Genomic DNA, 14,298 nt, shown 5'->3' with positions numbered 1-14,298 from the left:
TGGACGAAAGGGAGCGTCAAATAGTTTCGAAAAATTTAATAAAACCTTCTGAAAAGTAAAAGAAGCCTTTATTATCAAGGCTTCTTACTTTTTATTTTGGCAGTTCCCAGTTTAGTTAAAAAAGCAGCTACACATGCTATCATTGCATAGATGAACATCCAACCCCCAAATGCTCTGTTAGACCATATAAGTGCCACTATGATGATAATTAGTACTACTAGGGTAACAGGTGTAGAAAGTTTTTTAAATAGGAAGTAACCAACTATCCCAATTACAATAGAGATGAGAGGAAACAGGTAAATTATCACTGAAAAAGTCAACATGTCATTCTCTCCTAGATAGGTAATATTTATATTTACCACATTTACATTTTTATTCCTTCTACTGCTAACAAGTACATCCTTTGCGATTGTGCATCTTGTCGGACCCAATCTTTGTATTCTCTAATGGCTGTTTGAAGCATATCTTTCTCTATCGCCTTATCTTGAAGTAATTATTCTCCCTTTGTTTCAACAACGGTTAACCAGATGGAAACGGCAGGCTTAAAGTTTTCCTGTCCACGTTTTACTTCCTCATGCTGTTGTGTTACCTAAACCTGACTTAAACCGCTTTTTTCAAACATTTCCTTTAAATGATCGGCTATTGCGTTGTTCATCCCAGCATCCGAACGCCATTTCAAAAAGGTGTTATAGAAGTGTTTCATCGATTCTGGAACATATGGCTCCCATTTTAATTTTTCATGATTGTAGTCAAGCACTACTAATTTTCCACCTGATTTAACGGATTTTACAAGATTGTTAAGTGCATGTTGAGGTTGATCTAACCACTGCAATACACGGGCATACCGAATGAAATAGCCCCGGTACCACAGTCAACATCTAGGACTGACATTCCAGGTTCTAAAAGTTCGTCTAGCCTTTTATGTGATTGTGACAAACTGTGTGCATCAATAACGGAGGTATTATTTAAAGTTGCTCGTTGCTTTGCTTTATTATTTGATCTAGTCATCGACATCTATCCTTCATTTCGGTTTCCGCGTTGTGACTAACTGTTCCTGATCGGTAATATAAAAGTCCATTTCTGGCCGTTCTGTAATTAAGTTAAGCTGTTCTAATTTAAAAAAACTAACTTTACGATAAGGGTCATGATCAATTATCGGTAGCTTCTGCTTTTGAGCGATGTATTGATCGACCGCTTGTTGAACTTGATCCAAAGCTTGTGCTATATGCTTGTCTTCTTCCTCAAATAAGTCATAAGTTTCTTTTGACATATAGTATCTTTTTGTTGGAATCGCCTTCAAAATAGGCGCTAGTAAAGTATAGTCAATGGATAGGTCGTCCTTGATTAAAATTTTTAGTGGAATATTAGGTGGTAATTCTCTGCTGTATTCATGAATAGCGGAACGTACTTCTTCTAATGATATGTCCTTTGTTGGGAATTTTTTCGCTTCTTTTTTCTTTTTCTTAAACCACAATTATCTCACCACACTTTTTTCGAAAATTTTTTAAAAAATGGCCATTCAATGGCTTCTTTTAAGAAAATTATAGCAAATTTCTACTGAAATGATAGTCAAACTCGAAAATTCCGGTTATTTCTTGGTGTTTTATATCCAATTTTAGCAAAAATTGCTACATTATAGTGGAATAATTTAAAGGAGGAAAAGAAATGGAATTTTTGATGGAAAAGATGAATGAAATTAGTCCACAGACATTAGCGGTTGTTGGTTATGAAACAGATGGAAGTTATTTAACAAGGGTCATTGAGTATGAGGAAGCAGATGATTATGAAACAACATTTAATACACAACAAGTGATGGATTGTACATGTAAAGCATTTGGTATAAGTTTAAAAGGGCTTATTGAAGGGTCGAGAATGTTAAGTGGAATTACGCACAAACCGCCAATTGCAATTGATCGAATAAGTGGGATGTATTTTTTTCCGGTGGAATCCCCCTTGAGAAAAGCATGTACGTGGATTGCGCATTCACATGTGCTTGAACTGGAAAAAATAGAGCAGCATTTAACACGGGTTGTCTTTAAGAATGGCCGTGATCTAGTATTAGAGGTTTCTTATGCGACGATGATCAATCAATTGTACCGCACTGCTCAGTATCGCTACTTACTTAGTAATAAAATGGAGGATATCCTTGAAGTTTCCCAGCAGATCGCTGAATCGAAATGGCATAAAAAGAGATGAGATGGGTTACTAGAATAAAACCAATAAGGCTCATACCTTATTGGTTTTATCTCTAAATGAATAGTAAAGGGATGGAACAGAGTAATATAATCACAGGAAATAAAGCGATTCTTAACGGCGTACACTCTTTAACAAAATAATCAGCTGGATTTTTCGCTGGCACATAAAGCCAGTTTGCGATTCGTTGTGATAATGATTTTTTCAATGGAATATCTGGTACATCTACTTCAAATTCATCTAATTTTTGTTTTAATTCCTCGGGAATATCGTGTTTATTCATCATCATCAACCTCCAATAGGTCTTTTAGCTTTTTTAATGAACTGTGTAGTCTTGATTTTACTGTCCCAATAGGAATTTGTAAAATAGCAGCAATCTCTTTTTGACTTAAATCATGATAATAAGTAAAAATAATTACAGCTCTTTGTTCGGGTGGTAATTGCATTATAGCAGTACGAATTGTAATCTTTTCTTCTAGTGATACTGGTTCTTCTTGGTTCTGTTCATATAAAAACGGGAGTAGTTTTTTGAACTTGTTCCGTCTTTTTAGTTTCGTCATCGTTAATTGGTAAGCAATTCTGAATAAAAAAGTGCGAATATGGGATTTAGTGGAGTCATAGTCATTGGTATATTTTTGAAATTTGATAAAGGTATCCTGGACAATATCAGAGCTTAACGCTTCATCTTGTGTGTAGCGGTAGGTGAACTGATAAATTTGTTGATAGTAAGTGGTAAATAATGCTTCCACTTGGATATTATCATTTGAACTCATCAGACCACCGCTCTTTAATTCCTTTAAATACATATGCTAATCGCGTAATAAACCAAATGAATGTAATTAAAGAAAAAACAAATGTCTGATGGAGAAAAAATTGTATCCACGGGTTTTCAATGTTTTCTCCAGAAAGCAAAGCTACAAATAATCCAGTAATACAGATAAACGTATAAACAGCAGCTACAATAATGGTATAATCCCATCTAGTCCAGTAAAAATAAAGATCAGATTTTTTAAAATCGATATTTCCTAGTCTGTCTTTTACTACTTTTTTGTTCATCGTAGCAATGAGTGTGGCAAACAATCCACCCACAATAAAGGCAACGATCGTACTAATCAACCAACCTAATTCCATTTTTATCATCTCCTTCATTTACTTATACCATTAATAGAGATGAAAGGTTCATTTTTTTGGAAAAAGTTACAGCTTTACTTCTTCCTTCGAGGAAGTCGTTGGTTCAAGGGCATGTGTAAGCAATTCCTCTAAGATCACCTCGACTTTTTTGCGGATAGCAGGATTAAAGTAATTGCGTTTTTCCTCTTTTCCTTTGCAAAGGAATAAGTAAGAAGTGAATGAATCATTTTTTTCTGCTGCAACAACTTTAATTTTCTCCTGTTGCATTTGTTTTCGTAATTTCCTTCGCTCTTCTGTTGCGTTTTTTTCCATCTTCTCCAATAAAGCAATATATGGTTCATTTATCTTAAAGGGGGATAGTTGATTCATTTTTTGTAAATCATGTTTAATAACGGTTAAGGCCATTGATAAAAATAGAAAACGTGATGCTAATTTCCACTCTTGTTCGTTTAAATATCTCATTTTCCATTTCCTCCTTAAAGGGAACGTTTGTTCTTATTATATGCTTTCTCTTCAAAAAATACAATAAAATTGTTAAAAAGTTAGCATAGAAAATCAAGGATCAATGTGAAAGATTAGGAAAACAGGGAAAAAAATATTAAAATAAAATTAACTCAAGTTTTTAGTCGGTTGAAGGAGTTAAACAAGGTATGATTACATATACTATAAGTAATATAGAGCATATTAATGTGGATGAGATTAAAGAACTAGTCGAAGCAAATGAATATGGACAATTAGTTAATTTCTTACTGCGAAGCTATGAAAGCTTGGGACCTATCCCTGGCTTCTTACTGCCTTTTGTTGAAGCTTTTCTACCTTTCTTACCAATTATCGTATTTGTGATGACCAATGCTGCAGCATATGGGTTATTGGAAGGGTTTCTTTTGTCCTGGACTGGTACCAGTGCAGGTACGATTGTTGTCTTTATTTTGGTGAGACGTTATCGCCATCTAAAAGTATTTAAATGGTTAAGAAAAAATAAACAGGTATCTAAAGTAACGAATTGGCTAACCCGTCATGGGTTTGGACCGCTCTTTATTTTACTTTGTTTTCCGTTCTCACCATCAGCGATTATTAATATAGTAGCAGCATTATCAAGTATTAGCTTCTATCAATTTGTTTTAGCTGTTTTTCTTGGAAAAGGAGTGATGGTCTTTACGATATCTTATATTGGAGACAGTATAACTTCTTTTGCACAAAATCCAGTCAGAACGATTATAGTGGCTATAGGGATAGCAGTTCTTTGGATTGTTGGAAAATATATAGAGAAATATTTACACAAAAAATCTGAGGAAAAAGTTGGAGATATAAAGGATTAAATTTTTCCAAATGGGGTAAATTAGTTAAAAAGAGAGTCCCTTTGGAGGGAAGGTTTATGGATAAGAAGAAGCGTATATGGTCAATTGTGCGAATTGTTGTTTTTGCGGCGGTGTTGGCAATGTTTTTCCGATCTTATTTATTTGCAAGTTATGTGGTGAATGGGAAATCAATGGAGCCAACACTGCATGATGGAAATTTATTAATGGTCAATAAAATGGTCTACGACTTGATGGATATCAATCGTTTTGATGTCATTGTTTTTCATGCGAATGAAGAGGAAGATTATGTGAAAAGGGTAATTGGAAAACCCGGTGATCATATTGCTTATCGAGATGATATTTTGTTTATTAATGGAGAAGCAATAGATGAACCATATTTAGATCAGTACCGAAAACCAAATGAGGTACTGACAGAAGACTTTACATTAGAAGAAATAACCGGTGAAAAATCCGTCCCAGAAGGACAATTATTTGTATTAGGCGACAACCGAACCAAAAGCTATGACAGTAGGGAAATTGGTTTTGTGGATCAAAAAGAAGTGGTAGGCAAAGTAGATATCCGTTACTGGCCGATGTCAGAGATTAATTTTCAATTTATTAAATGAAGCAAAGTAAGCGCTTTAATTATAAGCCTGCTCCAGGAATGTATGTATCATGGTGCTAATCGTCCAAAAAACCTCGCTTCAAGGTTAAGTAAATCAAAGAAGCGAAGTGGGAAACAGACGATAACACCCTGATAAGTCTCACTTTATGGAGCGGGCTTTTGTTGTGGAATTATATGGTATAATGCTGATAACAGAAGAAAAATAACTAATTTATCTGCGGTCAATATCCTACTAATCCAAGCCAAATCATAACATTCAAAGCAGTGGTTAATAAGTAATAATGAAGAGTCACGTAATAACTAGACTAGCTACAACCTCTAACTAAATGGGAGACGTAAAACTGTATTATAAAGGAGGAGAAACCATGGAGAAATGGAAAACATTAAAAACAGAATATGTACATAAAAGTCGATTTGGAAATATTAGAAAAGATAGCTGTGAACTTTCAAATGGAATAGTGATCGATGAATATTATGTAAATGAATACTCCGATTGGGTAAATGGAGTTGTCGTTACCAAAGAGAATCAGATTGTATTGGTGGAGCAATATCGTCACGCTGCTCGAGATTTTTTCTTAGAAGTACCTGCTGGAAAAAGAGAGGGTAAAGAAACACATGAGCAAGGTTTAATTAGAGAAGTGAAGGAAGAGACAGGATATAGTTCGCTACAAAAGCCAATATTCTTAGGTGAATTTTATATTAATCCTGCCACACAAAACAATAAAGTAAAAACCTATTTAATAATGGAAGCGCTTAAATCACAGGAGCAAGACTTAGATGATACGGAGAACATTAAAGTTAAATTGTTTGATTTCGATCGTTTTGGGAATCAATTGCTAAGAAATGAAGTGCAAAGTCAGCTTTTTACCGTAAATGCCTATTTAATGGCGAAAAATTATATGATGGATTCTAGTGAAAGACTAAATACAGCAAGCGATGGTTGAATAGAGTAGAGATAAGGATGAGCAAAAATGATCAAACCAAGGGAAGGAAAAACCTTGGTATAGAACGTATTGTCCTAACGAGGCAGAAGAGTAGAAGGAGGAATTTGATTGGAAGCAAAAATCAGATTTAGAATAGCAACTGAAAATGATTTAGATAGAATTATTGCGATGCTTGCAGATGATGTTTTAGGAAGTCAGCGTGAGCGTTATGAACACCCACTACCTAATAGTTATAAGCAAGCATTTGAAGCTATTACAACAGACCCTAATAACGAGTTAGTTGTAGCTTGTTACAACAATGAAGTAATTGGCGTACAACAAATTACCTTTACACCGTATATAACACATCAAGGGGGCTGGAGGGCGACTATTGAGGGAGTAAGAACATCTGCTTCTGTAAGAGGAAAAGGTGTAGGTACTAAACTTATAAAGTGGGCGATTGAGCGTGCAAAAGAGCGTGGATGTCATTTAGTACAACTTACAACTGATAAACAAAGACCAGATGCGTTAAGGTTTTATGAACGGTTAGGTTTTAAAGCAACACATGAGGGACTAAAATGGAAGATTTGATGTGTGCAATAGTCAAATTTAAAAACGTGGCGGAAAATGCAATTTATACAAAGTAACATTATAATAAGTCAGAGGAGAAGCTACTCTAGTAGACTAGCTTCTCTCTTTTCGTTATAAATAACAAAGGAAAAAACAAGTAAGTTCAAGAGGAGCTTGCTTATTTTTGCTACTACTTAGAATTTATTTATGTTGCTAATGGTAGATTTGGTTGAAAGAGTAGGCGCTAGAAGGTTATATCAAAGTGGTCATTAATCATTGTTAGAAGGAAAGTCACTTATTAATAAGTGAACGTTAATCTATGGTAAAATAGTAGTAAAGATAGAGAAAGTAGGTGTTTTCTTTGTTGCGATTTTTAATTGGAAGTGCAACGGTGAATAAAAGCGAGCAGTGCTTGCAAGAGATAAGACAACAACTCAAGCAAAATCCTCAAGGGCCGCCAATTTTTTATTTAGTTCCCGATCAAATGACCTTCCAACAGGAATATGCGTTATTAAATGATGCTGAAATAAATGGTTCGATTCGTGGACAAGTCTATAGTTTTTCACGATTAGCATGGAGAGTTATGCAGCTAACTGGTGGAGCAACAAAGAAATACATTACCTCTACAGGGATGCAAATGATGCTTCGTAAAATTGTCGAGGAGAGAACGGATGAGTGGAAGGTATTTCAAAAGGCAATCGAAAAACAAGGTTTTATCGAACAACTGGAGGATATGATCACTGAATTTAAACGCTATTGTGTGACACCAGAATTAATCAGTGAACAGTTGCAAGAAATGAATCGATTTCAGCATAAAACAATTAGCGAAACAGCATTACAAAATAAATTAGATGATTTGGTTTATATTTATCAGCAATTAACTGCGGCTTTACAAGGTCACTACATGGATAGCGAGGATCAACTACAGCAGTTAGTAGAAAAACTGGAAATGACTAACTTTTTAGAAGGCGCATCCGTATACATAGATGGCTTTCACCAATTTACACCACAAGAATTATTAGTGATAGAAGCGATGCTCAAAAAGTGCGAAAATGTTACAGTGACGCTAACGATTGATGATGTACACGATTCTGAGGTAGTACCGTTAGATCTTTTCTATCAAACAAAGGAAACCTATCATCAGTTAAGGCAGTTAGCAGAACAAACGATGGTGGAAACAGAAGTTACACCATTAACAGCAGGCGATAATGCACCAGCACCATTTGTTCATTTAGATCAGCATTTCGACAGTCGTCCTGTCCAAAGCTATCCAGCTCAAGCACCGATTCAGATTGCAGAAGCAGTGCATCCACGTGCTGAAGTTGAAGGGACGGCACAAGAAATTGTTCGGTTAGTAAGGGATGAAGGGTATCGTTATCGCGACCTTGCTATTCTAATTCGTGAACCAGAGGTCTATCATGATCTGATTACAACGGTTTTCGCTGATTATCAGATTCCTACTTTTGTTGATGAGAAAAGAACGATGCTCAACCATCCATTAATTGAAACGATCCGATCATTGCTAGATGTTATTGAAGGAAATTGGCGTTATGATGCAGTATTTCGCTTGTTGAAGGCAGGATTTATACCGCAAGGGGAAGGCGAGTATCGTTTAGACCAGGAAGCAATTGATGAGTTAGAAAACTATGTGTTGGAGTACGGCGTACGAGGTAGAAGCAGGTGGTTAAGTGACAAACCATGGATATTCCAACGTTTTAAAGGCTTTGATCAATCAGCACAAACCGACCGTGAACGAGTAACACAAGAACGGATTAATGCGTACCGAGAAAAAGTAACAGTAGCTCTGGCAGATATTGATCAACAGCTCCGTGAATTACCGACGGTCAGAGAAAAAGTAATTGCTCTATTTGAATGGCTAGAAGTGATTGGAACACCAGGTCGATTAGAACTTATGCGTGAGCAATATGATGAAGAAGGCAGTGTGGAAAAAGGGCGTGAGCAAGACCAGGTTTGGGATGCGATAATTCAACTGTTAGAAGAGATCACAGAAGTTGCAGGAGAAGAAACCATGGATCTTTCAACATTTCGTAAAGTATTAGAATCTGGTTTTGATTCACTACGATTTTCCCACGTACCGCCAAGTATTGATCATGTAGTCGTTGGTTCGATTGATCGTTCGCGGATGCATGGCATTAAGGCTGCCTTTCTGTTAGGCGTAAATGAAGGAACCTGGCCGATGAAGCCTAGAGGGGATGGTTTGATTACAGAAGAAGAGCGTGCCCTATTGCAAACACATGGCATGCAATTAGCGGAGGGAAGTAAGCGTCAATTACTAGATGACTGGTTTTATGTCTATTTAGCGTTTACGCTTCCGACTGATTACTTATGGGTGAGTTATCCGATTAGTAATGAGGAAGGCAAACAAAAGGTTGCTTCCCCGTTAATCAAAAGAATAGAAGAAATCTTTCCGGTTCAAAAAGATCGTTTATTTTTACAAGACCCAGAAGAAATGACAGAAGCAAGCCGATTTGTGACGACACCGAATAAGACAAGGGGTGCATTAACAGCACAATTAGCAAGAAAGTTAAGAGGCTATCCGATCGATGACATTTGGGACTATGTATTAAACTGGTTTATTGAAAAGTCTGATCAGCAATCGATCAATCAACGTGTATTAAAAAGTCTCTTTTATCAAAATAAACCGACCGATTTAGCGGAAGACACGATAGATCAGTTATACCAAAAAGAAATTAAAGCTAGTGTATCGAGGTTAGAAATGTATCATCGTTGTTCATATCAGCATTTTGCTAAGTATAGCCTTGGTCTACAGGAACGACCAACCTATAAGCTTGATGCACCAGATATCGGTCAACTCTTTCACGAGGCATTAAAGCAAATCACCGAATGGGTTCAAAAAGAAGGCATCGGTTTTGCTGATATATACGATCAAGAAGCGAAAAAGTATGCACAGCGAGCTGTTGGAGAGTTAGCACCGGTATTACAACACCAAATTTTGCACAGTTCGAATCGTTACCAATACATTCAACGAAAATTGGAAAATGTTATCGCGAGGGCGACATATGTTTTAAGTGAACAGGCAAGAAAAACAAACTTCTCGCCTGTTGGGCTAGAAGTAGGGTTTGGTTACCCAAATCAATTAGAACCACTGACCGTCAATCTGCCAAATAATTATACGTTAATGTTACGTGGTCGGATTGACCGTGTAGATCAGGCAATAGACAACGAGCAATTGTATTTACGTATTATTGATTATAAATCGAGTTCGAAAGGGTTGAACTTAACAGAGGTTTATTATGGACTGGCACTGCAAATGCTTGCCTATCTAGATGTTGTTTTACAAAATGCGGAAAGTTGGCTAGGACATAAGGCATCACCAGCTGGTGTGCTCTATTTCCATGTCCATAATCCAATGATTTCAACAAGTGATTTTCTATCAGAAGATAAAATTGAACAGGAAATATTTAAAAAGTTCAAAATGAAAGGACTCTTAGTGGATCAAGAAGATGTCGTACGTATGATGGATACATCCCTAGAGTCAGGCAGAAGTAACATTATACCGGCAGGATTTAGTAAAAGTGGTTCCTTCTATAAAGGTTCCAATGTAGCAGAACGGGAAATTTTTGACCAACTGCACGGATACATTCATCGATTAATGGAAAACGCAGGACTGGCGATCACAGAAGGAAAAGTAGATCTTAATCCATATCAGCAACAACAATTAACGGCTTGTACCTTCTGTGAGTTTCGTTCTGTCTGTCAATTTGATCCGACTTTGACAGAGAATAATTATCGCAGGCTGAAAGAAATGAAAGATGAAGAAGTAATCGAAGCAATCAAGCGGGGTGAAAACTAATGCCGCAATGGACAAAAGAACAAGAGGAAGCGATCTATCAATCAGGTAAAAATATATTGGTAGCAGCAGCGGCAGGTTCAGGGAAAACTGCTGTCCTTGTAGAACGAATCATTCAAAAACTATTAAATAAAGAACAACCAATCGACATCGACACCTTGCTTGTCGTCACATTCACTAATGCAGCAGCTCAGGAAATGCGTAATCGAATTGGAGCTGCGATTGAATCGGCACTAGAAAATAATCCGACATCTAATCATTTAAAAAAACAATTGTCCTTATTACAACATGCATCTATTTCCACTCTTCATGCCTTTTGTATGGAATTAGTACGCAAATATGCCTATCAAATTGATATTGATCCCAATTTCCGGATTGCAGACAACATTGAAGCAGATTTAATACGCCAAGATGTGTTAGAACAATTGTTTGAGGAATGGTATGGAGAAGGAGACGAGAACGAGCAGGATGCTTTTTTCGCTGTTGTTGATCGTTTCAGTAATGATCGTAATGATCTGGAAGTAGAATCGTTAATTTTAAAAATGTATGAATTTGCTATTCAGCACCCGAATCCGGATTATTGGTTGGATCAGATGGCAACGATCTATCAGGTCGATAACGAATTGGCAGAAGATGACATTCCATGGCTACAGTTATTAAAACAGGAGGTTATCGATCAACTGGACGTAATGGAACAATTAGCAGAACAAGCGCTTACTGTAACACGGGAAAGTGATGGACCATACCATTACGCCGAAGCGATCGATGCTGACAAAGAAATGATCCAACAGGCAAAAGGTGCGATCAATATTTCCTGGGAAGAAGCACGTACAGTTTTTGCGGAAGGGAATTTTAAAGCATTATCCCGTAAAAAAGTGGAATGTGCGGAGGATAAAAAAGACCAAGTGAAAGCAATCCGTGATCAAATCAAGAAAAGATGGGGGAGTATCGCCAAGGACTGGTTCACAAGAAGTTTATCCGATCATCTCCGCGATATGAAGGAGCTTCATCCAATCATCGTACAGCTGACTAAAATGATTAAGCAATTTAAAGCAGCTTATCAGGAAGCAAAGAAAGAAAAGGGGCTTGTCGATTTTGCTGACTTAGAGCATTTCGCTTTAGACATTTTGTTAGAAGACAAAGATAGTGGAAAACCATCATCGGTTGCATTAGACTTTCAGCGTAAATTTACAGAAGTCATGGTCGATGAGTACCAGGATACGAATATTGTACAGGAAACGATTTTATCACTGGTATCCAACCAAGAGGATGGCGGCAATATGTTTATGGTTGGTGATGTGAAACAAAGTATTTACCGTTTCCGGCATGCTGAACCAACCCTTTTTATTGATAAATATAAACGATTTGCTACAGATGAGGATCCCGGCTATCGGATCGATTTGGCACGGAATTTCCGTAGTCGTGAACAAGTATTAACCGCAGCAAATTATATTTTTAGGCAGTTATTTGATCAAAAGGTTGGCGATATTGACTATGATGAGGATGCAGAGCTAATCTATGGAAATAAAGATTATGAAAATGTTCCTTTTCCTGATATTGATACAGAACTTGTCATCATTGATCAGGAAACAAATGAAAAGGAAGAGCCAACGGATGATACCGAGAATGAGGAAGATTTGGAAAAGGCTCAACTGGAGGCCCGTGCCTATGCTAGTAAGATCAAACGATGGATCGGTGCAACTGGTGAAAAACCTACCGAAATTATGGACAAAAGTACTGGTCAACCTCGTACAGTAGAGTACCGTGATATCGTTATATTATTACGATCGATGACATGGGCACCAACAATTATGGAAGAATTTAAGAAACAGGGGATACCAGTTTATGCAGAGCTTTCAACGGGCTACCTGGAAGCAATTGAAATTCAAGTAATGATCAGCTTACTAAAAGTGATCGACAACCCAAGACAGGATATTCCGCTTGCGTCTGTCTTAAAATCACCAATTGTCGGGCTAAATGAAGATCAACTGGCGAAAATCCGTCTTGCTAAAAAAGGTGCGACTTATTACGAAGCGCTCAAAGAATACGTTAGAACAACGAATCATGAGACAGTGGAGCATTTTATGGAACGGTTGAAGCAGTGGCGAAGAGAAGCAAGACAAGGTGCGCTGTCTCATTTAATTTGGGATATTTACCAAGAAACAGGCTATTATGATTTTGTCGGTGGTATACCAGGTGGTCGACAGCGACAAGCGAATTTACGGGCATTATATGATCGAGCCAAAAGCTATGAATCTACTTCTTTCAGAGGCTTATTTCGTTTTCTTCGTTTCATTGAACGTATGGAGGAAAAAGGTGATGACCTAGGAGCAGCGAAAGCATTGGGGGAACAGGAAGATGTTGTCCGGATCATGACGATCCATAAAAGTAAAGGGCTGGAATTCCCATTGGTGATTGTCGGTGCAATGAACAAGCAATTTAACCAACAAGATTTACGAGCCAAATATTTATTGCATAAAGAATTAGGCTTTGCAACCAAATATATTGATCCAGTCAAACGTATTATGTATCCGACGTTAATTTATCATGGTATTAAGAAACAAATGCAGCGGGAAATGCTTGCGGAAGAAATGCGAGTTCTATACGTTGCATTGACAAGAGCAAAGGAAAAGGTTGTTTTAATTGGTACTGTAGGATCTTTGGAAAAGAAGAAAAAGAAATGGGCAAGTATTATCACTCATCATGATTGGGTTCTTCCAGCGTATTATCGATTAGAATCCTTATCTTATCTTGACTGGGTCGGTGCCAGTCTAGTCCGTCATCAAAAAGGGGAGATTTTAAGAGGGGAAGAAGAGCTGTTAAATATCCCGAAGGAAATAACAGAAGATGTTTCCATCTGGAAGGTGGATCGTGTCCATCAACGTGATTACCAAGACATTGATCAAACAAATCGTGAACAGGTCGAAGCATTAGAAATGGCCATTCATCAATGGGAAGGTTTAACACTGGAAGATAATGACTTGAAAGAAAAAGTGACCAGCCAATTAGAATTTCAATATCCGTACCAAGACTCAATTTTTTACCGGGCAAAGCAAACTGTAACAGAAATGAAACGACAGCATGAGATGGTTGATAGCTATAGTGATCAGCAAATGATTGAAGCTTTTCGAGCGCCAATCCGTAAAAGACCACGATTTATGCAGAAAGAGCAAAAGCTGACACGTGCAGAAATAGGTACAGCGATGCACACGGTCATGCAGCATTTACCATTGACCAATGATTGGACTGAAATAGCATTAATAGAATTTATCGCCAGATTAGAAGCGAAGGAAATCATCACAATTGATGAGGCACGCGTAATTGATACGGAAGCAATACTGAGCTTTCTCGAGACCCACATTGGTAAGCGATTAGTGGAAGCAGAACAGGTGGAAAGAGAAATTCCATTCAGTTTAACCTTACCAGCACAAGAGGTTTATCCGAAGTGGGAGGAAGAACATCAGGAACGAATCTTCTTGCAAGGTGTGATTGATTGTGTGATTAAAACAGATAAAGGGCTCATACTACTGGATTATAAGACAGATCAGATCCAAGAGGAAATTAGCTCGCAAGTCGAAGAAAAGTTAAAAAACCGCTATCAAATCCAAATTGATCTCTATGCGAAAGCATTAGAACAAATTTGGAAACAGCCGGTCATCGAAAAGTATTTATATTTCTTTGATAAAAGTTTACTTGTAAAAATGTAGCATAAGGAGTGAAATACTC

At 37.2% G+C, this 14,298-nt stretch carries 15 protein-coding genes; 7 read left to right on the top strand and 8 right to left on the bottom strand.

The features are described 5' to 3' along the window. Positions 1–74: 74 nt before the first annotated feature. The 4 genes from ACTNEP_RS01015 to ACTNEP_RS01000 form a co-directional block, all read right to left on the bottom strand. Positions 75–323, bottom strand: coding sequence for a hypothetical protein (locus ACTNEP_RS01015; RefSeq protein ID WP_441159682.1), 249 nt, complete (start codon positions 321–323; stop codon positions 75–77). Between the two features lie 266 nt (positions 324–589). After that, positions 590–832, bottom strand: a complete 243-nt coding sequence (locus ACTNEP_RS01010; protein ID WP_441159681.1) for a hypothetical protein — start codon at positions 830–832, stop codon at positions 590–592. Then, entirely contained in the window at positions 820–1,008 is a 189-nt protein-coding gene (locus ACTNEP_RS01005; RefSeq protein WP_441159680.1) for a hypothetical protein, read from the bottom strand. The genes ACTNEP_RS01010 and ACTNEP_RS01005 overlap by 13 nt, the downstream gene beginning before the upstream one ends. Positions 1,009–1,021: 13 nt before the next feature. Beyond that, complete coding sequence (locus tag ACTNEP_RS01000) at positions 1,022–1,474, bottom strand: DUF3939 domain-containing protein (RefSeq protein WP_441159679.1); 453 nt, start codon at positions 1,472–1,474, stop codon at positions 1,022–1,024. Between the two features lie 191 nt (positions 1,475–1,665). Between ACTNEP_RS01000 and ACTNEP_RS00995 the strand changes: the two genes are divergently transcribed. Further along, complete coding sequence (locus ACTNEP_RS00995; RefSeq protein WP_441159678.1) at positions 1,666–2,196, top strand: competence protein ComK; 531 nt, start codon at positions 1,666–1,668, stop codon at positions 2,194–2,196. 52 nt (positions 2,197–2,248) lie between these two features. On the opposite strand, the gene ACTNEP_RS00990 is transcribed toward ACTNEP_RS00995, so the two are convergent. The 4 genes from ACTNEP_RS00990 to ACTNEP_RS00975 all read right to left on the bottom strand — a co-directional run bounded on the left by ACTNEP_RS00990 (position 2,249) and on the right by ACTNEP_RS00975 (position 3,786). Next, a complete protein-coding gene (locus ACTNEP_RS00990; protein ID WP_441159677.1) occupies positions 2,249–2,479 on the bottom strand; it encodes a hypothetical protein in 231 nt (76 codons plus the stop codon). Then, a complete protein-coding gene (locus tag ACTNEP_RS00985; protein ID WP_441159676.1) occupies positions 2,469–2,966 on the bottom strand; it encodes an RNA polymerase sigma factor in 498 nt (165 codons plus the stop codon). Before ACTNEP_RS00985 ends, ACTNEP_RS00990 begins: the two co-directional genes overlap by 11 nt. Next, on the bottom strand, positions 2,953–3,324 hold the full coding sequence (locus tag ACTNEP_RS00980) for a hypothetical protein (protein WP_441159675.1): 372 nt from the start codon (positions 3,322–3,324) through the stop codon (positions 2,953–2,955). The genes ACTNEP_RS00985 and ACTNEP_RS00980 overlap by 14 nt, the downstream gene beginning before the upstream one ends. 66 nt (positions 3,325–3,390) lie before the next feature. Then, complete coding sequence (locus ACTNEP_RS00975) at positions 3,391–3,786, bottom strand: hypothetical protein (RefSeq protein ID WP_441159674.1); 396 nt, start codon at positions 3,784–3,786, stop codon at positions 3,391–3,393. 188 nt (positions 3,787–3,974) lie between these two features. Between ACTNEP_RS00975 and ACTNEP_RS00970 the strand changes: the two genes are divergently transcribed. From ACTNEP_RS00970 to addA, 6 genes are all read left to right on the top strand, one after another. Next, positions 3,975–4,643: a TVP38/TMEM64 family protein gene (locus tag ACTNEP_RS00970; RefSeq protein ID WP_441159673.1), complete on the top strand. Its 669-nt coding sequence runs from the start codon at positions 3,975–3,977 to the stop codon at positions 4,641–4,643. A 56-nt stretch (positions 4,644–4,699) separates the two neighbouring features. Next, positions 4,700–5,248: a signal peptidase I gene (gene lepB / locus ACTNEP_RS00965; protein WP_441159672.1), complete on the top strand. Its 549-nt coding sequence runs from the start codon at positions 4,700–4,702 to the stop codon at positions 5,246–5,248. A 364-nt stretch (positions 5,249–5,612) separates the two neighbouring features. Beyond that, complete coding sequence (locus ACTNEP_RS00960) at positions 5,613–6,191, top strand: NUDIX hydrolase (protein WP_441159671.1); 579 nt, start codon at positions 5,613–5,615, stop codon at positions 6,189–6,191. 108 nt (positions 6,192–6,299) lie between these two features. After that, a complete protein-coding gene (locus tag ACTNEP_RS00955; protein WP_441159670.1) occupies positions 6,300–6,761 on the top strand; it encodes an N-acetyltransferase family protein in 462 nt (153 codons plus the stop codon). A gap of 340 nt (positions 6,762–7,101) precedes the next feature. Beyond that, complete coding sequence (gene addB / locus ACTNEP_RS00950) at positions 7,102–10,575, top strand: helicase-exonuclease AddAB subunit AddB (RefSeq protein WP_441159669.1); 3,474 nt, start codon at positions 7,102–7,104, stop codon at positions 10,573–10,575. Continuing rightward, positions 10,575–14,279: a helicase-exonuclease AddAB subunit AddA gene (gene addA / locus ACTNEP_RS00945; RefSeq protein ID WP_441159668.1), complete on the top strand. Its 3,705-nt coding sequence runs from the start codon at positions 10,575–10,577 to the stop codon at positions 14,277–14,279. The genes addB and addA overlap by 1 nt, the downstream gene beginning before the upstream one ends. Positions 14,280–14,298 lie beyond the last annotated feature (19 nt).

Source organism: Gracilibacillus sp. HCP3S3_G5_2 (genome assembly GCF_052063305.1).
In the GTDB taxonomy this organism is placed as follows: Bacteria; Bacillota; Bacilli; order Bacillales; family Amphibacillaceae; genus Gracilibacillus.
The sequence above is the reverse complement of the archived record's forward strand: the minus strand, read 5'-3'. Positions and strand labels throughout refer to the sequence as shown.